The 21,755-nt window shown below is 62.3% G+C and carries 18 protein-coding genes and 1 pseudogene; 9 read left to right on the forward strand and 10 right to left on the reverse strand.

The features are described from left to right. Window positions 1-27: 27 nt before the first annotated feature. On the forward strand, window positions 28-453 hold the full coding sequence (locus tag RSO67_RS08210; RefSeq protein WP_315843078.1) for a universal stress protein: 426 nt from the start codon (window positions 28-30) through the stop codon (window positions 451-453). Here RSO67_RS08210 and RSO67_RS08215 read toward each other — a convergent pair whose 3' ends face one another. After that, on the reverse strand, window positions 454-1,068 hold the full coding sequence (locus RSO67_RS08215; RefSeq protein ID WP_315843079.1) for a hypothetical protein: 615 nt from the start codon (window positions 1,066-1,068) through the stop codon (window positions 454-456). It lies immediately after the preceding gene. Between the two features lie 70 nt (window positions 1,069-1,138). Between RSO67_RS08215 and RSO67_RS08220 the strand changes: the two genes are divergently transcribed. Further along, window positions 1,139-1,573 carry a hypothetical protein gene (locus RSO67_RS08220; RefSeq protein ID WP_089265199.1) on the forward strand — a complete coding sequence of 145 codons (435 nt, stop codon included), beginning with the start codon at window positions 1,139-1,141 and terminating at the stop codon, window positions 1,571-1,573. 75 nt (window positions 1,574-1,648) lie between these two features. Here the strand turns inward: RSO67_RS08220 and RSO67_RS08225 are convergent, their stop codons facing one another. Beyond that, entirely contained in the window at window positions 1,649-2,155 is a 507-nt protein-coding gene (locus RSO67_RS08225) for a ferritin-like domain-containing protein (protein ID WP_315843080.1), read from the reverse strand. 402 nt (window positions 2,156-2,557) lie between these two features. Between RSO67_RS08225 and RSO67_RS08230 the strand changes: the two genes are divergently transcribed. Together RSO67_RS08230 and RSO67_RS08235 are read left to right on the forward strand one after the other, a co-directional pair. After that, on the forward strand, window positions 2,558-3,634 hold the full coding sequence (locus tag RSO67_RS08230; protein ID WP_315843081.1) for a YbhN family protein: 1,077 nt from the start codon (window positions 2,558-2,560) through the stop codon (window positions 3,632-3,634). Between the two features lie 80 nt (window positions 3,635-3,714). Beyond that, window positions 3,715-5,673: a hypothetical protein gene (locus tag RSO67_RS08235; protein ID WP_315843082.1), complete on the forward strand. Its 1,959-nt coding sequence runs from the start codon at window positions 3,715-3,717 to the stop codon at window positions 5,671-5,673. Window positions 5,674-5,733: 60 nt separating this feature from the next. Here RSO67_RS08235 and RSO67_RS08240 read toward each other — a convergent pair whose 3' ends face one another. Then, window positions 5,734-7,278 carry an MFS transporter gene (locus tag RSO67_RS08240; protein WP_315843083.1) on the reverse strand — a complete coding sequence of 515 codons (1,545 nt, stop codon included), beginning with the start codon at window positions 7,276-7,278 and terminating at the stop codon, window positions 5,734-5,736. Window positions 7,279-7,459: 181 nt separating this feature from the next. On the opposite strand from RSO67_RS08240, the gene RSO67_RS08245 reads away from it, so the two are divergent. Beyond that, window positions 7,460-8,293 (forward strand): LysR family transcriptional regulator, encoded by an 834-nt coding sequence (locus RSO67_RS08245; RefSeq protein ID WP_315843084.1) that lies wholly within the window; start codon window positions 7,460-7,462, stop codon window positions 8,291-8,293. Here the strand turns inward: RSO67_RS08245 and RSO67_RS08250 are convergent. The 4 genes from RSO67_RS08250 to RSO67_RS08265 all read right to left on the reverse strand — a co-directional run bounded on the left by RSO67_RS08250 (window position 8,290) and on the right by RSO67_RS08265 (window position 11,054). Then, window positions 8,290-8,859 (reverse strand): DUF4865 family protein, encoded by a 570-nt coding sequence (locus tag RSO67_RS08250; RefSeq protein WP_315843085.1) that lies wholly within the window; start codon window positions 8,857-8,859, stop codon window positions 8,290-8,292. The two genes, RSO67_RS08245 and RSO67_RS08250, sit on opposite strands and share 4 nt — an antisense overlap. Before the next feature lie 267 nt (window positions 8,860-9,126). After that, a complete protein-coding gene (locus tag RSO67_RS08255; protein WP_315843086.1) occupies window positions 9,127-9,762 on the reverse strand; it encodes a DUF2147 domain-containing protein in 636 nt (211 codons plus the stop codon). Between the two features lie 70 nt (window positions 9,763-9,832). Next, the gene (locus RSO67_RS08260) at window positions 9,833-9,997 is read right to left on the reverse strand and encodes a hypothetical protein (protein WP_175366574.1); all 165 of its coding nucleotides are present in this window, start codon (window positions 9,995-9,997) and stop codon (window positions 9,833-9,835) included. A 28-nt stretch (window positions 9,998-10,025) separates the two neighbouring features. Beyond that, entirely contained in the window at window positions 10,026-11,054 is a 1,029-nt protein-coding gene (locus RSO67_RS08265) for an NAD(P)/FAD-dependent oxidoreductase (protein ID WP_089265205.1), read from the reverse strand. Window positions 11,055-11,254: 200 nt separating this feature from the next. On the opposite strand from RSO67_RS08265, the gene RSO67_RS08270 reads away from it, so the two are divergent. After that, on the forward strand, window positions 11,255-11,707 hold the full coding sequence (locus RSO67_RS08270; protein ID WP_315843087.1) for a thioesterase family protein: 453 nt from the start codon (window positions 11,255-11,257) through the stop codon (window positions 11,705-11,707). A gap of 19 nt (window positions 11,708-11,726) precedes the next feature. Here the strand turns inward: RSO67_RS08270 and RSO67_RS08275 are convergent, their stop codons facing one another. After that, window positions 11,727-12,047, reverse strand: a complete 321-nt coding sequence (locus RSO67_RS08275; RefSeq protein ID WP_089265206.1) for a 2Fe-2S iron-sulfur cluster-binding protein — start codon at window positions 12,045-12,047, stop codon at window positions 11,727-11,729. A gap of 144 nt (window positions 12,048-12,191) precedes the next feature. Continuing rightward, complete coding sequence (locus RSO67_RS08280) at window positions 12,192-12,569, reverse strand: Hpt domain-containing protein (RefSeq protein WP_315844202.1); 378 nt, start codon at window positions 12,567-12,569, stop codon at window positions 12,192-12,194. A 396-nt stretch (window positions 12,570-12,965) separates the two neighbouring features. Here RSO67_RS08280 and RSO67_RS08285 point away from each other — a divergent pair, with 396 nt between their 5' ends. Then, the gene (locus tag RSO67_RS08285) at window positions 12,966-18,380 is read left to right on the forward strand and encodes a hypothetical protein (protein WP_315843088.1); all 5,415 of its coding nucleotides are present in this window, start codon (window positions 12,966-12,968) and stop codon (window positions 18,378-18,380) included. Between the two features lie 247 nt (window positions 18,381-18,627). On the opposite strand, the gene RSO67_RS08290 is transcribed toward RSO67_RS08285, so the two are convergent. Next, window positions 18,628-19,575 (reverse strand): LysR family transcriptional regulator, encoded by a 948-nt coding sequence (locus RSO67_RS08290; RefSeq protein WP_315843089.1) that lies wholly within the window; start codon window positions 19,573-19,575, stop codon window positions 18,628-18,630. Between the two features lie 159 nt (window positions 19,576-19,734). Here RSO67_RS08290 and RSO67_RS08295 point away from each other — a divergent pair, with 159 nt between their 5' ends. Together RSO67_RS08295 and RSO67_RS08300 are read left to right on the forward strand one after the other, a co-directional pair. Then, window positions 19,735-20,697 carry an MBL fold metallo-hydrolase gene (locus RSO67_RS08295; protein ID WP_315843090.1) on the forward strand — a complete coding sequence of 321 codons (963 nt, stop codon included), beginning with the start codon at window positions 19,735-19,737 and terminating at the stop codon, window positions 20,695-20,697. Between the two features lie 65 nt (window positions 20,698-20,762). Further along, window positions 20,763-21,440: pseudogene (locus RSO67_RS08300) on the forward strand (isochorismatase family protein). The last annotated feature ends 315 nt before the right edge of the window (window positions 21,441-21,755 follow it).

Here is a 21,755-nt window from a genome sequence, read left to right on the forward strand (position 1 = left end):
CTCCTCCAGACGACGATGGAGGTGCGCATGTACAAATCCATTCTGGTCCCGATCGATCTGGCCGAAACCGATGTGGCGAAACCCGCGATCGCCCAGGCCGCGACGCTGTCGCAAACCTTCGGTGCCACCGTCCGGCTGCTCAACATAATGCCGATGACGCCGGTGATGCTGGCCGAATATGTCCCGGCGGATTTCGATACTCAGCAACTGGAATCGTCGCAGGCCGCTCTTGCGGCGGTGGCCCGCGATTCCGGCATCGACAGTACCCGCGTCTCCAGCGTGGTGCGACAGGGCGGCATCTATCACGAAATTCTCGAAGAGGCCTCGGCGATCAAGGCCGATCTCATTGTGATGACCTCGCACCGCCCAGCGATGCGCACTTACTTTCTAGGTTCCAATGCCGGCCATGTGGTGCGCTATGCGAAATGCTCGGTGCTGGTTGTGCGGCCGTGACTACGGCAACAGCTTGGCCGGCACACTGCTGAATGTGTAGTTGCGCGGCTTGTTGCGGCGGATGAAGCCGCTGATGTGCCAGCCGAAGAATACTGCGAAGCCAATGATGAAGACCACGCCGGCAAATTCGCCGGTGAGCAGTGCACGCAGGAGCAGCGCGGTCATTGCGAGACCGACGAAAGACAGCGCCACGACGATCATGGTGTAGATGCCCGGGCGCAGGCCAGCGCTCAACTTCGTGGTACTTCCAGCGGCGGCGAGACGCCGGTGTAGCTCCAGGATAAACGCGCTGTAGCCTGACTGCGGCTCCATCAGCGCGACGGTTTGTTTCGACGTCGAGAAGATCGTGATGTGACGACCGTCAGCATGATCGATATCAGCGCGAAAGCGCCGGTGCTGCATGCCCATCGGCCGATAGGACAGCCGGATCGCCGCGATATCCGCATAGGCCCAGACGCCGGAACGACGACCGGTGCGCCATAATAGACCATCATCGGTCAATTCATAGCGATGCGCGGCGCCGATCAGGGAGGCCTTGTAGGCATAGGTGTGCCCCGGCCCTGCCGCTTCCGCGGCAGACGACGCGTCCCTGCGCCTGAAGAGGGTCTTGAGCAAACAGAATGTCCCTGCGCTGTTCGACCTCGCTTGCTTGCGCGATCGCCTGCATGTCCCTTACAAGCTTGCCATGGCCGAGACGACCACTTTTCCGCGCCGCCTGATTCTGGCCGGCGCGATGATTTCAGGATTGCTGCTGGCGCTGGCCGTACACATGCTCGGCCAGCGTTTCGGCCTCGACCTCGGTGGTCTCTGGCGCAACGATCCCGACAATTTCATGCCAATCGGATCGGCCTTCGCCTGGTGGCTGATTGCGGCGATGGCGTTTGTCGGCGGTTATGTGACCGCGAACCTGCTGCACAGCGCAGCATCCGGCCGCATCCCGCAGCGCATGCGGCAGTTTTTGATTACCATTGGCGTGCTGTTTCTGGCCGGCGCCGGTCAGGCGGCCTCGGCGCCCAACGCAATACCGACGGCATCAGGTGTTCTGGCCAGTCTTGCCGCCCTCGGCCTCGGCGGCGTCATGGCGTTCTGCGGCGCCCATTTCGCGCTGCGAAAGGCTTAGGCCAAGCTCCAAAGAAAATCGCGCAGGCTTTCGCCCGCGCGACATTTCTATGCCGTGTGATCGCTAGTACCGCGATCAGCTTGCGGCGCGCATATTGACCTTGCCTTCGGCCAGCGAGGTCAGCTTCTTGTCGGTGGTCTTTTCCTCGTCGAGCGTCTTCTGCAGCACGGCCGCGCAATCGTTGCGGCCAAGCTGGCGCGCCCAGGCGATCAGGCTGCCGTAACGAACGATCTCGTAGTGCTCCGCTGCCTGAGCCGCATTGATCAGAGCGGCGTCGAGTACCTTCTTGTCCTCGACTTCCCCGGCGGTCTCGTCGGCTTCCATGATGATACCGTCGATCGCCGGGCAGGTAACCGCCTTCACCTCGGCGCCGTGCATGGCGAAGACTTGCTCAAGCCGCTGCACATGCACCTCAGTTTCTTGCAAATGCGTCATGAAGCCCTGTTTCAACAGCGGTTCGGTTGCCTTGTCAGCCATCTTCGGCAGCGCCTTGAGAAGCTGCTTCTCCGCGTAATAAATGTCCTGTAGCTGGTGCACAAACAGGTCATCCATCGTCTTTATGTCCTTGGTGAACAATCCCATCGTTTCAATCCCGGTGTTCTGGAACGGGGTGGCCGCTGCGGCGCATTGTCCCGCTCGGTTGCGATAGGCCGGTAACCATCGATATTGGGACGTGTTCCGGGAACGTCTTGATTTGCCGCATGGAACATTCGACTTGCCCGCCTATATGAAATGCGGGACGAATGGCTCGGAATTGGCTGTATGATTGTCGTGCAGGGTCAGGGTTTTGCAGCCGGCGCGGGTATGTGGCGACCTTGCGGCGCGGCATTAACGCTGGCGCTGTCAAGGACTGCACAACGGAACGTTTTTGCCGTAAGGGTTTGGGCTTGATGAGTGAACTTCGCGTATGAGTGAATTGGTCGCCGCTTGCCGCCTGTTACCCCGATCGGCTTTCCACCTGTTCGCGCTCCGCCGGGAGGACGAATGCAACGATTGCTGACCGCGCTCGGGCGCGGCTTCAAGCAACACGTCGGCTGGAAACGGCTGGGTGTTGTTGCAAGCCTGATCGTCATCGCCCTCGCCATCTCCCATCTGGTGCATACGCTGAAGGGCCTCGATACCGCCAAGATCTTGGCGGCGATGGCCGCAAAATCGACGATGCAAATCGCCATGGCGACGCTGTGCGTGATCGGCGCCTTCTGCACCCTCACCTTCTACGATTACTTCGCGCTCAGAACGATCGGCAAGAAACATGTGCCGTATCGGATCGCGGCGCTGTCGGGCTTCACCAGCTACACCATCGGCCACAATATCGGGGCCACCGTGTTCACTGGCGGCGCCATCCGCTTCCGTATCTATTCGGACTACGGATTGAATGCCATTGACGTCGCGAAGATCTGCTTCATCTCCGGACTGACCTTCTGGCTCGGCAATCTGTTCGTGCTGGGCATCGGCATGGTCTGGCATCCGCAGGCCGCCTCGGCCATCGATCTCCTTCCCAATGCCATCAATCGGCTGATCGGGTTCGGCTGTCTGGCCGGCATCCTCGGCTATCTGGTCTGGCTGTCGGTCGGCAAGCAACGCCGCGAGCTCGGTCAGAACGGCTGGAAGGTCGTCCTGCCCTCCGCCCAGTTGACGCTGCTGCAGATCGCCATCGGCGTTGTCGATCTCGGTTTCTGCGCGCTGGCCATGTATCTGCTGATGCCAGATCAGCCCACTATCGATTTCGTCTCGTTGGCCGTGGTGTTCATCCTCGCCACCCTGCTGGGCTTCGCCAGCCATGCCCCGGGCAGCCTTGGCGTGTTCGACGCCGCTTTGCTGGTGGCGCTACCGCAGTTCCGCCAGGAGGAGCTGGTCGCCACAGTGGTGATGTTCCGGATCCTGTATTTCATGATCCCGTTCGCCATCTCGATCTGTATCATGGGCAGCCGCGAAATCTGGCTCAGTGTCATCCAGCCGTGGCACAGGCGCCGTCTGGATGACCGCAATGAACGTCGCGAGACCGAGCCCGCTCCGGTCGTGGTGCATGAGCAGCCATTGAAGCGTCAGTCACAGGGTTGAATCAGTCACGGACGCGGCACATCGCGCATCCGGCCAATCGATTTCTTACTTCCGCCCCATACGTGACGTTCAACACCGCCATGGCCCCCATTTATTTCAGACGTTCGTTGATCAAGCTCGCCGTGCTGCTCGGCATGCTGGGCGCACTGCCGGTCGCACCTGCCGCAGCCCAAGGCGTGGCCAACAGCTCGATCCAGATTTCCTGGGAAGTGCGCAACCGCTTCCGGCTGTTCCGCGAAGAGCGTGACTTTCAGCTCCAGGTCGACGCCATGCGCAACCGAAGCGTGCTTGCCGCCGAACAGGCTTTGGGCGTGCAGAGCGATGGCCGCGGCTGGGCGCGCAACACCGTCAACCGGCTGTGCATCGATCTGGCCGGAAAGGTCAGCGAGCCCTGCACCCGTGATACCGTCAAGGAAAGCTACCTGACACCGACCGAACATCCGGTCACCGTCCGCCTCACCGGTGAAGTGCCGGTCGGCGCGATCTGCGCCTGGACCTTCGAGGACGGCGAAGGCCCGCGTCAATCCACCCTCGATTGCGCCGAGCCGATCAATTTCCGCGCCATCTATGGTCGCCGCACGGTGGCGACTGTGGAGGTCACCAGCGGCGCCGAAGCGCCTGTGCGGGTCAGCGCCGACATCGCCGTGCGCGACATCCTGATTGCGGGCCTCGGCGATTCCATTGCATCGGGCGAAGGCAATCCGGATCGTCCGGTCGCGCTGTCCGATGACGGCTTCTGCTTCCGCTCTTATCTCGGCGGCCCCAGCGGGCAGTTCTACCGGCCAAGCCGCGCCGGCTTCAAAGGCGGCCGCTCCTGCGACTCCTATGAATCGCTGCAGGCCTGGCAGCGTGCGGGCGCGCAGTGGTTCAATGCCGCGTGCCACCGCTCGCTCTATAGCTACCAGACCCGCGCCGCGCTGGCGCTCGCCGTGCAGTATCCGCACATCGCCGTCACCTATCTGCCGCTGGCCTGTTCGGGCGCGACCATCGCCGACGGATTGCTGGGTGGACAGCGCGCGCGTGAGTGCCTCACCACGAAGAATGCGAGCACCTGCGCGGGCAGCGTCAACGCGCAGATCGCCGAACTGCGCGAAGCTATCACCGCCGCCAAGCGCCGTCAGCCGGCACGCCGGCTCGACCTCGTGCTGCTGTCGATCGGCGCCAACGACATCAACTTCTCCGGGCTCGTTGCCGACGTCATCGTCGAGAACGCCACCGAACGTGCGCTGTTCAAACGCGGCGGCATTCTCGGCTCGGTCGAGGACTCCCGCAGCGCGCTGGTGCGCGAACTGCCCTCCAGCTTTGGCAAGGTGCGGGAAGCCCTGAAGCCGCTGCTCGGCGGAGACCTTTCGCGCGTGGTGTTTGCCGCTTATGCCAACCCGACTTTCGCCAATGGCGCGCCCTGCCCCGGCGGCCCGGCCGGCTTCGACGTGCATCCGTCATTCTCAGCCGATCCGCAGCGGCTGGCCAATGTCGCGAATTTCGTCGAGTCCGAATTCCTGCCGCAACTGAAGTCCATCGCGCTGTGCCAGGGCGGCGTACTGTGTCGCAATCCCGAAGCCGACCGCATGACCTTCGTCGATCAACATCAGGCGAGTTTCGCCAATCACGGCTTCTGCGCACGCTCCGCATCCGATCCCGAATTCGATCGCGCCTGCTTCTCGCCCAAGGGCGACAGCTTCGAGAGCAGTCTCGTCGAAGCCGCGGCGCAGCCGATGGTGTGCGGTCGCGGCGCCAGCGAATTCCGCCCCTATTTGCCGCGTGGCCGCTGGATCCGCGACGCCAATGACAGCTACTTCGCGGCGATGACCTATCCGCAGGGCTATTCGGCGGCGATCCAGCCGGCCGATATCCATGACGCGACCTGGGGCATTCTCTCCGCCGTCTATGGCGGTGCGATCCATCCCACCGGCGAAGGTCATGCAGCGATGGCCGATGCCGTCGTGCCGGCAGCGGCGAGCGTATTGCGGCTGGGCGCGGAAGCTGATGTCACGCAGGAGCCGCTGGCACCGATGGTGCTGCAGCCAGCAGCGCGATAGGACGATCAGCTCAGCTATCCATCGAGGTCCCGGTAGAAGCGAGGACCTCGTCGGTCCGGACTACGCCCGACCGTCGCCTTCGACACAGCTTTGGCCGTGGGGCGCGCGTCTCGGCAGTCCATGGCCGAAGACAACAAGGCTGATGCCCGCGAGAATCCACACGCTCATTCCGCCATAGAGCAGGACCCAGCCGAACCCTTGGGTCAGCGCGTCTTGAATGACGGCTCCGCCGGAATTGTATTCAGACGCGAGCGCCGTGCCGGCCGCGACGCTTTCTGCCAGCGAGCGTAATAGCTCGACACTGGTACCGCTCGGCAGCGCGGCCTTCAAAGACGCACGAACTCCCTCGACGAGAATGAGGCCCATGAGCGCGATGTTGATGGCAAGCGCAATCATACGAGCACTCATGTCTATACCTGACGCCATGCCAGCGCGTTCCTGCGGCACCGATCCGGTCGTCGTGTTGGTCACGGGCGTGTTGGTCAGACCCAATCCGATGCCGGCAAGAACGCATCCCGGCAGCATCGTCAGCCAGCTCGCATGCGCGACCGAGCTGCCGATCTTCATGGCGAAGAACCCCGCTCCGATCGTGAACAGGCCGAGCGGGATGACCAGACCCGGTTGGAAACGTAGCACGAGGCGTTCGGCCACCGGCGGCACGACCAGCGTCGGCAACGTATAGGCCAGAAGCGACAGTCCGGCGCCGACGCTGCCATAGCCCAGCCCTGCCTGGAAATAGATCGGCAGATAGATCATGAACGGCCAGAAACTGAAGTTCATGGCCATCGAGCCGATCAGCGCGCCGGAAAAATTACGGATCCGGAAGACGGTGAAGTCGAACATCGGCCTCGGGCTGAGACGCTCAGCGAAGACAAAGCCGATAAAGCTTGCAACGAACACGCCGACGACCGCAAACGCCGTCCAGCTGTCGAATCCGATATCGGGGCCTTGCGTAATGAAGAATGCGAGGCAGAAGACCGCGAGCGAGAGCGTGATGATCCCCGCAAGATCGAGGCTGCTAGCCTCCGGATCGCGCGACTCGCGAACGCCGCTCCCGGCGAGGATCAGGGCGATCACGGCAAGCGGGACATGAATGAGGAAGGCCCATTCCCAGCTCGACAAAGCCACGATCGCACCACCGATGATCGGGCCGAAGCCCAGACCGATGCCGAAGATGATCCCCCACCAGCCGAACGCAATGGCGCGCTGCCGCCCTTCCGGAAATTGATGGGACAGCACCGCGACCTGGCAGATCAACATTGCGCCGCCACTGATGCCCTGGAGAAATCTGGCAACGATCAGCACCATTATATTTTCGGTCAGGCCGCAAAGCAGCGATGCAGCGGCAAACGCGACGATCGAAATCAGATAGACGCGCTTGCGCCCATAGCGATCCGCGAGCGTGCCGGTTGCCATCAGCACCGTCGTCACCGCGATCGTATACGCATTCATGACCCATTGGAGCTGTTTGAAATCGGCATGAAGCACCTGCTCCAGTGTCGGCAGGACCGCGGGAATGCTGGAAATCTCCAGACCGAACATCAGGGAGGTGAGACAGGCAGCCGCCAAAGCCAATGTGCTTTGTCGTGTCGATTCGGAGAGCATGGGAGCCTTTCGGGATAATAACGCGCCACAGTGAAGCCCGACGACGGAGGACGAGGTCCACCCGGTCTGCGTTGCGATGAACGCAACATAGGCAGAGGTTGACCATTTCAGAATTGGATGATTGAATATTTCAGAGATAACAAATCTGGATAATTGGCATGAGCCCCTGGACGTCGATGCGGTGCAGGCATTCGTGACCATCGCCAATCTTCAAAGCTTCACGCGTGCGGCGGAAGCGCTCGGCACGACCCAGGGCGCCATCAGCGTGAAACTGAAGCGGCTGGAAGACCGTCTCGGCCACAGGCTGATCGAGCGCACGCCACGACTGGTGCGCCTGTCGGCGCAAGGCGCATTATTCGTCGATGCAGCGCGCGACTTCCTGGCCGCGCATGATCGCGCTATCGCAGCTTTGTCTGCGACCCGTCGCCGTTTCGCACTCGGCATTGCGGCCCATGTGGCCGGGCCGGAGGTTCCGACACTGCTTGCTCGCCTGAATGCGCATGACCCCACGCTCACGATCGAAGTTCGCCTCGATAATTCACGCAACCTGCTGGACGCCTTTGATCGCGGCGAAATCGATGCGGCCATCGTCCGCCGCGAGGATGACCGACGCGACGGCGAAGTGCTTGCGCCGGAGCATTTCGGCTGGTTCGCAGCACCAGGTTTCGTGCACCGGCCGGGCGAGGCATTGCGACTGGCCGCGCTGACGCCACTATGTGGCGTGCACGACGTTGCCATTCGTGCGCTGGACGCGGCTGGCATCGCATGGACGGAGGTGTTTCTCGGTGGCGGCTCTTCAGTCGTGTCGGACGCAGTCTCAGCGGGCCTTGCCACCGCGGTCTTCTCCTGCCGGCTTGCGCCACCCGGCACCATCGAAGTCAGCCAGAAGTTTGGCCTGCCGCCGCTGGCGTCATCGGAAATCGTACTTCTCTCGACACTGTCGGATATGCAGTCTCGCCAAGCGCTGCGAACCCTCGCGGCTGCGTTCCGCGAACACCGCGCGCACGCAAGCTAGCTAGCATATGGAAGGCGATCCAGCAGCGGCTGCGCCAGATGCAGGATCTGGTAGCAAGCGCCAGCATCGGTACGTTCATTCTCCGAGAGCAGGACGCGGGTGAATATCCACTTTTCAGCATCCAATCCGATCACGGCTGCAACAATTCCGGCGCGCGCCGAGAGATCCGCGTTGCGCTCGATCTCGCCTCTTAGCGTTGTTTCAAGATCGGCATCGGGCGGAATGGCGATGTCTTGCCGATAGGCGAAGCGAGCTTTCCGGCCACGCCCCTTCCGGGCATCGAGGGCAACGCGTGTTTCGATCCGCGCCCGACCGAACATATCGACGACGATCTTGTAACCGCCGCTCACGAGAAAATCGCGAAACGCCTCGTCGTGTCGCCACAGATAAAGCGAGGAATAGCTAGACGTCGTTGCATCGAAGCGCCCGCTCTCTCGCAAGAGAAATCCCTTGAAATAAAGCTCCGGCTTTGCATCCCAGAGCGGCCCACGCTCCTGTGCGCGTGAGCGGATCACGCCGAGATCATAGTCGGCGGGCAAGCGATGCTCGTAATGCGCAACGATCATCGTGATGGGCTCCTTCAGCAGCCATTGTCATTAAATCGATGCACGATATCGATCGACGGGCCGCGAAGAACAGACGTGGAATCATATTTCTATGATCCGGTATTCAAATGAATGACGTCCGGAGAGAGCCGATAAGCAACGTTGGAAGCTGGCGCGCCACGATTGAATTGGCAACGAAATGGCCGACGCGTCATGGCGTCGGCTTCCAGAATGTGGGTGTTGGACAGTCTTCGCTTGTGGGAGGAGCCACAAGCAAGTTGGCGGCGATCAGCGCGCGACGTTGCTGCCCGGGGTCACGTTGCTGGCCTTCTTCATCGGTGCGACGGGGGCCTTCGCGGCGGCATTACCGACAGTTGGCGGCTTGACGGCGGCTGCAGCCAGCGTCGGCACATATTTCGCGATCACCGTCGGATCAAGCGAGGCCATTTCGGTATCGGGCAGACGGTACCAGGTCTCGTCCTTGCCGAGCAGCGCAATGCCCCAATAGCCGCGCACGGTGAGCGCCCGACCATCGGCGCTGACGCTCATCTTGGCCTTGTAGACCTTGCCATCGCGCGGATCGAGAATGTTGCCGTTCTCGTATTTCAGTCCCTGCTGCTGCATGTTGCGGATGAAGGAGATGCCCAGCACTGGCTGGCCCTTCCGATCATCGACGCACTTGCCGCAGAAGTCGTCGCCCGGCTTGTCATCGGGGCTCGGAAACGTCTTGGCGATCGCACCTTCGAATACGCCGCCGCCATGGTCAACCACCAGAACCCAGACGACAGGCTTGTTATTCTCAACCTTCTGCCAGAGCCCGGCAGCAGTCGGCTCAGCTGCGTGGAGAGGGCCGGCGAACATCGCGCACGCGGCCAGACCTGAAGCGACTGTGAGCGCCAGACGTCGGGATCGGAATTGTGCCATCGTCTTCCCCGTGCAGTTCGTCGTCCATGCACCCGCCGAGCATCCGCACTCGATCCGATTGCATAGACTATCAATCTTCCGCGACGAGAGAGTGACTGCGGTTGATGGCTTTTGCAAGATTGCCGATCGCGCGCCGGATGTCCGATTGTGTCAGCGGCCACAGCTTTGCCACAAGCTGCCCCACCGAACCCGACGCGGTTACCGGCGATCCGAACCGCCTTTGCATCTCCGTCATACAAGATGATTCCAACAACTAGCCGAAGTTAGTTAACGCCAAGCTTCTTCTGCAGGCTTGAGGAGGACGTCGTGTATTGAAACACCAGCCGCTTGTCCGGATAGACGTAGTGATACGCCTTCTGTGCCATCAGCGCGCCCTCGTGGAAGCCAGACAGGATGAGCTTCAGCTTGCCGGGATATGTATTGATATCTCCAATGGCGAAGATGCCGGGGACATTGGTCTCGAACGACGCCGTCTCCACCGGGATCAGGTTGTTCTCCAGCGTGACGCCCCAGTTGGCGACCGGACCGAGCTTCATGGTCAGGCCGAAGAACGGCAGGATCGTATTGCAGTCGATCCGGACACTTTCGTTGTCATTGCCCTTGATGACGGCCCCGGTGAGATGGCCTCCCTCGCCTTCGAGCGCTGTGACCTGACCGATCTGCAGGTCCATCTGACCCGCTGCCACGAGCTTGCGCATCTGCTCGACACTGTGAGGCGCAGCACGAAAATCATCGCGCCGATGCAGCAGCGTGACGCGCCGCGCGACCGGATGCAGGTTGAGCGTCCAGTCCAGCGCACTATCGCCGCCGCCGACAATCAGCAGATCCTTGTCGCGGAATTGCTCCATCTTCCGCACCGCGTAGAACACCGACGTGCCCTCATAGGCTTCGATGCCCGGCACCGGCGGACGCTTCGGCTGGAACGAGCCACCGCCGGCGGAGATGACCACCACCTTGGTTTCGAACACCTGGCCGGCATCCGTCGTGACACGAAACAAGGGATCGCCGATCTTCTCGATGGTCTCGATCATTTCATTCAAATGAAAGGTCGGATGGAACGGCTTGATCTGCTCCAGCAGTGCTTCGGTCAGCCCCTGACCGGTGACCAGCGGAATCGCAGGAATGTCGTAGATCGGTTTTTCTGGATAGAGCTCGGCGCACTGGCCACCGATCTTGTCCAAGATATCGACGAGGTGGACCTTCATATCGAGCAGACCAAGTTCAAAAACGGCGAACAGTCCGCAGGGGCCGGCGCCGATGATCAGCACGTCCGTCTTGATCGTTTCGCCCATAGTGTTTTTTCTCGGTTGAACCAGCCCTGCGAGATCGCAGAGCCCGGCGCCATCCGGCAATTGCGTCCAGCCTAGCGGCGCCGCACAGGGAAAGCCACAGCGGCTCGGCCTGAAATCAGCACGCGCCCCGCCCTTGCCTGGGCTGTGCAACTGCGCTGTAACAGACGCAAACCTGCCGAGCATTGCTGGAGATCAACTTCGTGAACGCCCCTGCCCGCGCCCCGGCGCCCGTCCTCGACGACTATCCCTATCGCCTGTCGGACAATGTGCGCTTTGCGGATCTCGATCCGAACAACCACGTCAACAACGCGGTGTATTCCAGCTATTTCGAGACCAGCCGCGTGTTGCTGATGCGGGACCCGGCATGCGGGCTGATCGCGCCTGGGCAAAGCTGGGTGCTCGCGCGGCTCGATATTCACTTTCGCGCCGAATTGCACTGGCCCGGCAAGATCGAACTAGGGCTCGGCGTCACCAAGATCGGCCGGACCTCGGTGACCTATTCGCAGGTGGTGTTTTCGGAAGGCAAGTGCATGGCCTCGGCGATCGCAACGACCGTGATGGTTGGCCTCACCAGCCGCGCGCCGACACCGATCCCACCGGATGTGGTCGAGCGCTTCCAGCCCTGGATGCTGCGCGGCTTGAACGCGCAGTAAATAAGAGATCTCGGAAAGCTCAGGCCTGGCGTTCCGGCGTGATCACAACAAGCCCATCGAGCGCATCGGTGATCTTGATCTGGCACGACAGCCGGGAGTTCGGCTTGATGTCGTAACCGAAGTCCAGCATGTCCTCTTCCATCGGCGTCGGCGCACCGACGCGCTCCTGCCAGGCTTCGTCGACATAGACGTGGCAGGTGGCACAGGCGCAGGCGCCGCCACATTCGGCTTCGATACCCGGGATGGCATTGCGGATGGCCGCCTCCATCACCGTGGAGCCGATCTCGGCGTCAATGCTGCGGGTCTCACCGGAGTGATCGACAAAGTTTATCTTGGCCATGATGCTCGCGCTGCCGAAAGGAAGATACGGGCTGTCCTATAACGGGTCGATCCGGATCGCGCCAGCACTCCGCAGCAAAACCGTCATCTGGAAAAGCAGGATCAAGCATGACCCCTTGGGGGATCAAAAACGATCCCTTGGGGATCAGGACCGCTTCAGAAGGACGTCGATCTCCGCCCGCGCCTCGAGAACGGCGTCAGTGAGCGTCATCAGGGCCTCAGCGGTATCGATGTTGTCGCGCAGCGCACTTTCCAGCCACTCGGCGGCTTCCGTGATGCGGAACGCGCCGACTGCCTGCGCGGAGCCCTTCAGCTTGTGCGTGAGCGCAGCCGCATCCGCCGGCATTTTGACGATCTTCTCGATCAACTCGCTCGACTGGGCCGCGAACATCGCCAGAACTTCACGCTCCAGGCTGCTATCGCCCATAGTCATACGTTGAAGGTGGGGGAAATCGATCGGTCCGTCATCGGGAACCAGCGGCGGTGACGGCATCCATTGAACCCGTTCGAGGTGAAGCGGCATTGATGATGGCCCAAATTCCCGCCAACCGAACGATCCGGCTGCGATTTTTTGCAGCCAAACACGGAATTGGTTAACGGAACGTTCTAGGTACAATCCGCCGGGTTGACGCAGTTTTGACGCAAACTCGCCACGATTGAGGGGCCATTCCGTTTATTTGAGGCGCCACAAGAAGTTACCGGGGGAAGCCGTTAACTATCATTAAGAATGTCTTAACCAGAACCATTTCATTCGCGCGACCAAGCCAATAGGATGTTTGCGGAAGTAGCGGACAAGCCGAGCGACCGGCAGTCCGAAATTCGTCCCGCGGGGTGCACATGGCCAGTCGCCATGCTGCAGGCGGGAACGAATCGTGGGGACTTCTGTGTCAGTTGCGTAATCAGGGGGCGTGGAACGAGCATGGCAAACAACACCAAAAAGGCCAAGGATCCGACCGAAGTCGCGCTCTCTGCCATCCAGGAAGCTCTCAACATCAGTGATCCCGCGCATGTCGATCGCGATCAACCCGCGATCCGTGCCGACAATACTCCCACCAATCCATCTTCCCCCGTCGACCTCGACGACAACGCCTTCGACGCACGCATCGCCAATGATCGCCCGGGCTTCGAGCCGCAGGACGATCAGCGCTTTGCGCGCCGTCCTGCGAACGATGACCGCGAAACCATCGGCCAGATCCTGCAGGCGCTGCAGAAGAACCGCCCCGCCCGCAACGTCTATACGCTCGCCACCCTGTTCGCCGGCTTGTGGATCGTCGGCGCAGGCCTGTTGACCGTTGCGTTCCTGCCGTCTCTGCAGGCTCTGATCGGTCAGGGCTCCGGCGGCACGCTGGCGCTGGCTGGTCTCGCCGCGCTGCTGTTCGCCCCGATCCTGCTGTTTTACTTCCTCGCCAGCCTCGCCTGGCGCGGCCAGGAAATGCGCCTGATCGCCCAGTCGATGGCACAGGTTGCGATCCGCTTCTCCGAGCCCGAAAGCACGGCCAGCGACTCGATGGTCACGGTGGGCCAAGCGATCCGCCGCGAAGTCGCTGCGATGGGCGACGGCGTCGAGCGCGCGATTGCGCGTGCCGGCGAACTCGAAACCCTCGTCGCCAACGAAGTTTCCGCGCTCGAACGCGCTTACTCTGACAACGAAGTCCGCATCCGCGCGCTGCTGCAGGACATCGCGCATCAACGCGACAACCTGGTCGGTCAGGCCGAGCAGGTTCGCTCCGCCATTTCGGGCGTGCAGATCGATCTTCGCCACGACATCGCGCTGATTTCGGACGCCATCGCATCGCGCGTCGACGAAGTCGCCAAGAGCATCACCGGCGCCCTCGAAGAGCGCGGCGAACACATCACTCGTGCGCTCGGCAATGCCGGCGACAATATGATCCTCGCGCTCGGTGAGCGTGGCGGCGACTTGCTCGACCGCCTCGAAGAGGCCAGTGCCGAGACCACCCGCGCGGTGCTCGACGCCAGCGAGCGTCTGACGACCAGCCTCAACTTCAAGACCGGCCACGTGCACGACGAGTTCGTCGATCTCGCCGACCGCGTCCACGAAATGCTCAACGAGCGTATCGACCGCATCACCAGCGAATTCGAACAGCGCTCGTCCACGATTGTCGATCGCGTGTCGGATCGCACCGAGCAGGTCCATGACTCGCTTAAGAATTCCAGCGATAGCCTGCTGCTCGAACTCGAGCTGCGCAGCGGCGACCTCGTCAGCAAGATCGACGATGCCGGCAACCGCCTGGCCAACCAGATCCTCACGTCAGGCGACAAGGCGGGCGAGTCCCTCGACGCCACCGTCAACGCGCTGGTGGCCAAGGTCGCGAGCCAGACCGAAACCGCGCACGACACCCTCAGCCTGCAGATGAACGCCTTCGACGAACTGGTGAAGGAACAGGGCTCTGAGCTGGCCGAGCGCTTCTCGCGCGACAGCGGCACGCTGGGCGCACTGATCACCAAGCACATCTCGGAATTCGACCGCACCGTGAAGACCTTCGGCGGCGAAGTTGTCGATCGCCTGGGTCAGCGCACGCAGGACATCTCGGAAACGCTGAAGACTTATGTCGATAATTTCGACACCCGCGTCGCGTCCAATGTCGGCGGCATCACGTCGTCGCTCGACACCCGCCTCGCAGAATTCGAGACCAAATTCGAAGGCCGCGTCGTCAATCTCGATGCGTCGCTCGACAGCAGGATCAAGTCGTTCGACGAGACCGTCGATGGACGTCTCAAGAGCCTTGAAGAAACGTTTGACGCTCGGGCGCAGTCGGTCACAGCGACCATCGATACGCGCCTTGAAAACCTCGCATCGACGCTCTCGGAAGGTGCCAATCAAGCCGTCCAGTCAGTCGATTCGCGCCTGACGCATCTGACCACCGCCCTGACCGAAGGCGCGAACCTCGCAGTCAGCTCGGTCGACGACCGCTTGACCCACCTGACCACCGCACTCACGGACGGCGCCGTGCAGGCGATCCACTCGATCGACGACCGCCTTTCCTACTTCACGAGCTCGCTCACCGAAGGCACGACACAGGCGATCACGGCCATCGACAGCCGCATCAACAACGTTACCGATGCCATCGACAGCCGCAGCACACAGTTCGCGGATACCATCACTGCACGCTTCCAGACGATCCACGAAGGCATGGAAGGTCGTATCGGCATTGTTGCCGGCGGGATCGAAACCCGCGTCGAACAGTTCGAGGAACTGCTCGGCTCGCGCATCGAAGCCGTTGCCGGTCGTATCGAAACCTCCGGCCGCACGGCCAGCGACTCGCTCATGGCCCGCGCCGAAGAACTCTCGATCGGCATCAAGACCAATGTCGAGGACGCCGAACGTTCGCTCACGCATCTCATGGTCAATACCAGCGAGACCATTCAGGCCGGCGCTCGCGCAGCGCAGGAATCCCTCGTGTCGGTCTCGACCGATGTCGGCGCGCAGCTGAAGCTGACGGCGTCCGATATCGAGAGCTCGCTGACCGCTGTCGGCACCACTGCCGCCACGGCCATCGTCAACAGTGCCCGCGATGCGCAGGCCACGCTGGTCAATGCGTCTTCGGAAGCCTCGCTGCAGGTGAAGTCACTGTCGGCCGATGTCGAACGCACCCTCACTGCGGCCGGCTCCGCCACCGCAGCCTCGATGCTGTCGGGTGCCCGCGACGCCCAGTCGACCCTGGTCGCCACCTCTTCGGAAGTCGCCAGCCAGATCCAATCGCTCTCGGCCGATATCGAACGCACGCTCACTGCCGCCGGCACGGCGACGGCCGACTCGGTGCTGTCCGGCGCCCGCGCCGCGCAGAGCACGCTGGTCGCCGCATCGACCGACGCCTCGCAGCAGGTCCGCACCCTTGCGGCCGATGTGGAGCGCACGCTGATCGCCGCCGGCACTGCCAGCGCGGACTCGATCCTGGCCAGCACACGCAGCGTCCAGTCCTCGCTGATCGACGCCTCGACCGAAGCGTCGAACCATGTCCGCAACCTCGCGGCTGACATGGAGCGCAGCCTGACCACCGCCGGCACCGCAACTGCTGAGTCGATCGTCGCCGGCGCCCGCGAAGCCCAGAGCACGCTGGTCACGGCGTCTTCCGAGGCATCAAGCCATGTGAAGTCGCTCGCCATCGACGTGCAGCGCACGCTCACCGCCGTCGGCGCCGATACGGCCGCTGCGATACTCTCGAGCGCCCGCGAAGTGCAGACCTCGCTGGCGACCTCGTCGGCCGATGCCGCGAACCAGATCAAGGTGATCTCCGCCGACATCGAGCGTTCGCTCTCGAACGTCACCGCCAACACGACCGACAACATCCAGACCAGTGCGCAGAATGCGCACAACTCACTGGTCGCCGCCTCGAACGAAATCACCACCAAGATCAAGACCACCTCGTCGGAGATCGAGCGATCGGTGTTCGCCGCATCGGGCAGCTTCGGCACCACGATGACCGGCAAGACCGACGAAATTGTCACCTATGTGCAGCAGCAGACCGACCGTCTGTCGCAGATGGTCGACGCCAAGCGCGGTTCGCTGGTCGATGCCCTGGGCGCCAAGGCCAATCAGCTCACGGTCGACATCGATCGCGTCACCGCCGACGCGCTCAAGGCGATCGAGAGCCGCGGCCAGACCTTCTCGCAGACCATGGTCACCAACAGCACGGACGTGGCTCGCGCCATCACCACGGCTGGCGAACTCGCTACCGGTGCGGTCAACAAGTCGCTGAAGGATCTCGAGCAGAGCTCGCGCACCGCCATCGAGCAGTCGCGTCAGGTCTCGATCACTGCGGTCACGGAGATGCAGGAAACCAGCAAGATCCTGCGCACCGATACCGTGGCGCTGTTCGAACGCCTGCGTGAAGGCAACATCCTGCTGCAGGAAGTCCTCACCGGCGCCCACGACAACCTCAACTCGCTGGAGCGCGCCCTGGTCACCCGCGTGGCGGATTTCGTGTCCACCATGAACGACGTAACGTCGCGCAACGGCCTGGCCACCCAGACGCTGGAAGAACAGCTCACCGTGTTCACCTCCAAGACCTCGAAGGCCTTGGAGGATCTCGGCTCACTCTCGGGCCAGTTCGAAACCCATGGCCATGCCCTCGTGGATGCCGCGGCTCTGGTCGAACAGAGCAACCGCACCACGATGTCGTCGGTCGGCGAACGCAAGGCGGCGCTGGAATCGCTGGTCACCACCATCGATCTGCGCACCACCGATCTCGATCAGCGCCTCACCCGCTTCACCGGCCTGCTCGATGAATCGCTGGCAGCCGCCGAAGAACGTGCCCGCGACATCGCTCGCGTCGTCGCGGAGACAGCAGGTCAGGGCTCGGCAGCGATCAGCCGGCAGTTCGAAGCCGTCCGCACTGCAGCGGAAGAAGAACGCCGCGCGACAACGCAAGCCATGAGCGAAATCTACCAGCAGGGCACGCAGGAAGCCGATGCCATGTTCAAGCAGTCGGCCGACAAGTTCTCATCGATGGTCGCCAGCATGAAGCAGATGGCTGCCGAAATGCACAACGAGCTCGAGAGCACCCGCACCGAACTGCGCCGCGGCGTTCTCGACATGCCGCAGGAAGCCGCCGAGAGCACAGCGCAGATGCGCAAGGTGATCGTCGACCAGATCGAGGCGCTCGCCGAGCTGAACCGCATCGTCGCACGCCACGGCCGCGGCCTCGACGTGGTCTCGACCAGCCGCACCACCAGCGTGCAGCGTGACGAGGAGCCGGCGATGGCGATCGCCAGCAGCCGTAGTGAAGCGCGCCACGAGGCTCCGCGTCCGGCCCTGCGCCGCGAGGAGCCGCCTGCCCGTAGCGCAACGAACTTGCCGATGCCCGATATCGGTGGCCCTGCGCCGCGTCGCACCGAAGCGCCGTCGGTCGCTCCGGCCAATTCCGACCAGGGCCGTGACGGCTGGTTGTCGGATCTGCTCGGCCGCGCCGATCACGTCGAGGAAGATCGCACGCCGCCGCGCCGCGCACCGGCTCCGCAGCAGCCTGCAGCCTCGGCCAATCCGCTGGAGTCGCTGTCGCTCGACATCGGCCGCCTGATGGATCGGACGCTGGCTGCAGAAATGTGGGATCGCTATCAGCGCGGCGAGAGCAAGGCCTTCAGCAAGCGGCTCTATACGCCCGCCGGCCAGAAGGCTTTCGATGAAGTCGCCCGCAAGTATCGGTCGGACCGCAACTTCAAGGGCACGGTGGATCGCTACATCACCGAGTTCGAACGCCTGCTCGACGAAGTCGCCCGCGATGAACGCGGCCCGGCAGCGCTGCGCAGCCATCTGACCTCGGAAACAGGTCTGGTCTACACCCTGCTCGCGCATGCAGCAGGTCGGCTGGGCTAAGCAAGACCACATCCAAACGCGAAAAGCGGAGGCAGCGATGCCTCCGTTTTTTTGTTAGACTAGTTCGTGCCCCCATAAAGAGGAAACGCCCGAGATGGAGATTGAACGCAACTTCGGCGACACGCTTGATTCCTGCCGATCCGCGCCATCTGCGGACATTGGACGCCTACCCGAAACCGGACAGCCCGTGCGAACTGTGAAAGCCGCGGCAAGATCTCCGATCATCATCGATCTGCGCATCGAACGATCATGAAACTCCGGCGCTTGACGCCGTTTGCCTGAGAAGCCAATCCGCCTGGAGCTGCGCCATATCGGCCCGCAGACGCGGCAAGGCCCAGTCCAAAAAACACCGGACCTTCAACGGCTGCAGTCCGGCATCCGGATAGACCAGGCTGACCGGTAGTGGCTCCGGCGCGAAATCCGGTAAGAGAATCTGTAGCCGACCAGATTTTAACTCATCCGCCACCTGATAGCAGAGCACCCGGATGATCCCTATGCCGGCAAGGGCGGCCTGTATGGCCGCGTCCGTTGTATTCACGGCCAGCTTCGAGCGCGGCTCCACGGCGAAGGCAGCGGTGTCTCGCCGATAGCGCCATTCGGGCGATGTCGCGAAGCCATTGAAAGCAATTCCGTCATGCTGTGCCAGATCTTCCGGCACGCGCGGGATGCCATTCCGAGCCAGATAAGCAGGGCTGGCACAGATGACACGGTGAACGACGCCGACGCGCGTCGCTATCAGTGCATTGTCCTCCAGATGCCCGATACGCAAAGCAAGATCGACATGCTCGCTCACGAGATCGATCTGCTTGTCGGCCAGCGTGAGCCGCAGCGAGATATCGGGCTGCTCCGCCAGAAAGCTCAGTGCGATGGGCAACAGATGGCGCTCCCCGAATGCGACGGGGGCCGTGACATGGAGCACGCCACGTGGCGCATTGTATTCACCGCCCGCCTCTCGCTCTGCCTCCTCCAACTGTTCGAGTATCCGACGTGAGGCGGCGACATAAGCGCGGCCGGCATCGGTGAGCGTGAGCTTGCGGCTAGTGCGAATAACCAACCGGGTGCCGAGATGCTGCTCGAGTTCAGCGACCTTGCGGCTGACGGTGGCGAGCGGTGCGCGCATCTGGCGCGCACCGGCGGACAGGCTGCCAGCCTCGACAACTGCCAGCAGCACCGACATGGCCTCGAACCGGTCCATCATACCTTCCGAACTTTGGGAGGAACCCTCCTGCAGTCTTAGGATACCGTTTTACCATTGGCGACTCTAGTTTTCGCGACGCTGAGGGCCTCGCGGGATGCGTGCCCCAGATAGCGGACGCGCGCTAAGGCGGCGTCAAGGATCAGGAAGGCGCCAACCATGACCAATTTCTCTCGTCGCGCGCTCATAGGCGGACTCGGTGTCGGCATCGTGGGCAGTGGCTTTCTCCCCGGGATTGCCGCAGCCAAAAACGCAGCGGCTCCGGCAAAGGGTGTGACGCCTTTGGCGCAGATCCAGATCGGCCGCTTCACCGTGACCGCGCTGACCGACGGCTATGCCGACATGCCTTACACCTATTTCCCCGGTCGCACGGCCGAACAGGTGGAACAGGCTGCAAAGGCCCAGTTCACGGCGCGGCCGAGCGGCGTGCGTTTCGTGTTCAATCAGTATCTGATCGAGGACGACCAGCGCCGGATTCTGATCGATACCGGGCCGGCAGGCTCCATCGGCCAGACAGGTGCACTCCCGAAGGCGCTCGCCGCATTCGGCATCAGCCGCGATCAAATCGATGCGGTGATCGTGACGCATATGCATCAGGACCACATGGGTGGCCTGATCGTTGGCGGGAAGAAGAATTTTCCCAAGGCCGAGCTCTATGTCGACCGTCGCGACGTCGTGCATTGGACCGATCCGGCAAAGCAAGCCGGTGCGCCCGACTATCTGCAGCCCAGCTTCAAAATGGCGAACGAAGTCGTGCGTCTGTATCCCAAGCTGCAGAAGATCGATGGCGAGCGCGAGATCGTGCGCGGCATTTCCATCGTGGATCTGACGGGTCATACGCCAGGCCATATCGGCGTGCGGATCGCCGATGCCGGTCAGAGCCTCATCATGGTATCCGACATGGTCTTCCCCGTGATCCATCCGAGCGCGACCGATGTGGGGTTCCTGTTTGAACAGGACCGCCCGGCGGCACAGGCGATGCGCGACAAGTTCTTTGCGCGCGCAGCTTCCGAAGGCGCGCTGATCGCGGCGACGCATATGCCCTTCCCCGGCCTCGGTCGCATCGTCTCGGATCGCGGACAATTGCGCTGGCAGGTGGCGGACTGGGCCTTGCAGACCTGAACGACAGGCTGACGCGCTGAGCGAAACGCCCCGATCCGCAACAACAGCTTTACAGGATTACACGCATGACATCGTCGTCCGCCAAATCAAGCGTCCTTGCAACGCGCGGCGGCGCAGCGCTGATAAACCCGTCCGACACACTCGTGCTGCTGCTCGATCATCAGTCCGGGCTGTTCCAGACGGTCAAGGACATACCGGTCGCCGATCTCAGGCGGAATGTCGAGATGATCGCCAGGCTATGTGCTCTGCTGAACATCCCGGTGATTACGACCGCCTCCCACCGGCCGGCTCCAATGGGCCGCTGATGCCGGAAATCCATCAACATACTCCGCATGCCGTCTACGTCGTCCGCAAGGGCGAGGTGGAACGCCTGGGACAATGCGGATTTCGTGGCTCAGGTTGAATCCACGGGCCGCAAGACCCTGGTGATGGCCGGTGTGTGGACCAGCGTCTGCGTGATGTTTCCGGCGCTCGATGCACGCGTTGCCGGCTACGATGTCTATGCGGTCATCGATGCGTCGGGAGATCCAAGCGAACTGGCATCGCGCACATCGCTCGCCCGCTTCGTTCAGGGCGACGTAAAGCCGACCTCGACCAACGCGCTGCTGTCGGAACTGCACCGCACCTAGGCTCGCCCTGAGGCCGCCGAACTTGCCAAACTCTATGGGCTCGTATCGCCCAATTATGCCGCGATCATCGAAAACTATCAGCGGGCTCAGGAAGCCGCCTTGGCAAAGAAGTAGTTGCTGCTGGCGCCGAGGGGCTCAACAAAATCGACGCCAAGGACTCGGTCAGCATCTTTGGAGGTCACTGACAGATCGCCGATCGCGTATTGGCGCCGCCGACGGCGTCGCTTTCAGGCGAGACGCGGCCCGGCAGCTGCGCAGCCATCTGACCTCGGAAACAGGTCTGGTCTACATCCTGCTCGCGCATGCAGCAGGTCGGCTGGGCTAAGCAAGACCACATCCAAACACGAAAAGCGGAGGCAGCGATGCCTCCGCTTTTTTATTGGGCCTGCTGTTGTGCCGGAGCGCTATACGCGGGGCCAGGCCGGTGCC

The sequence above is a fragment of the Tardiphaga sp. 709 genome, assembly GCF_032401055.1.
Lineage (GTDB): Bacteria > Pseudomonadota > Alphaproteobacteria > Rhizobiales > Xanthobacteraceae > Tardiphaga.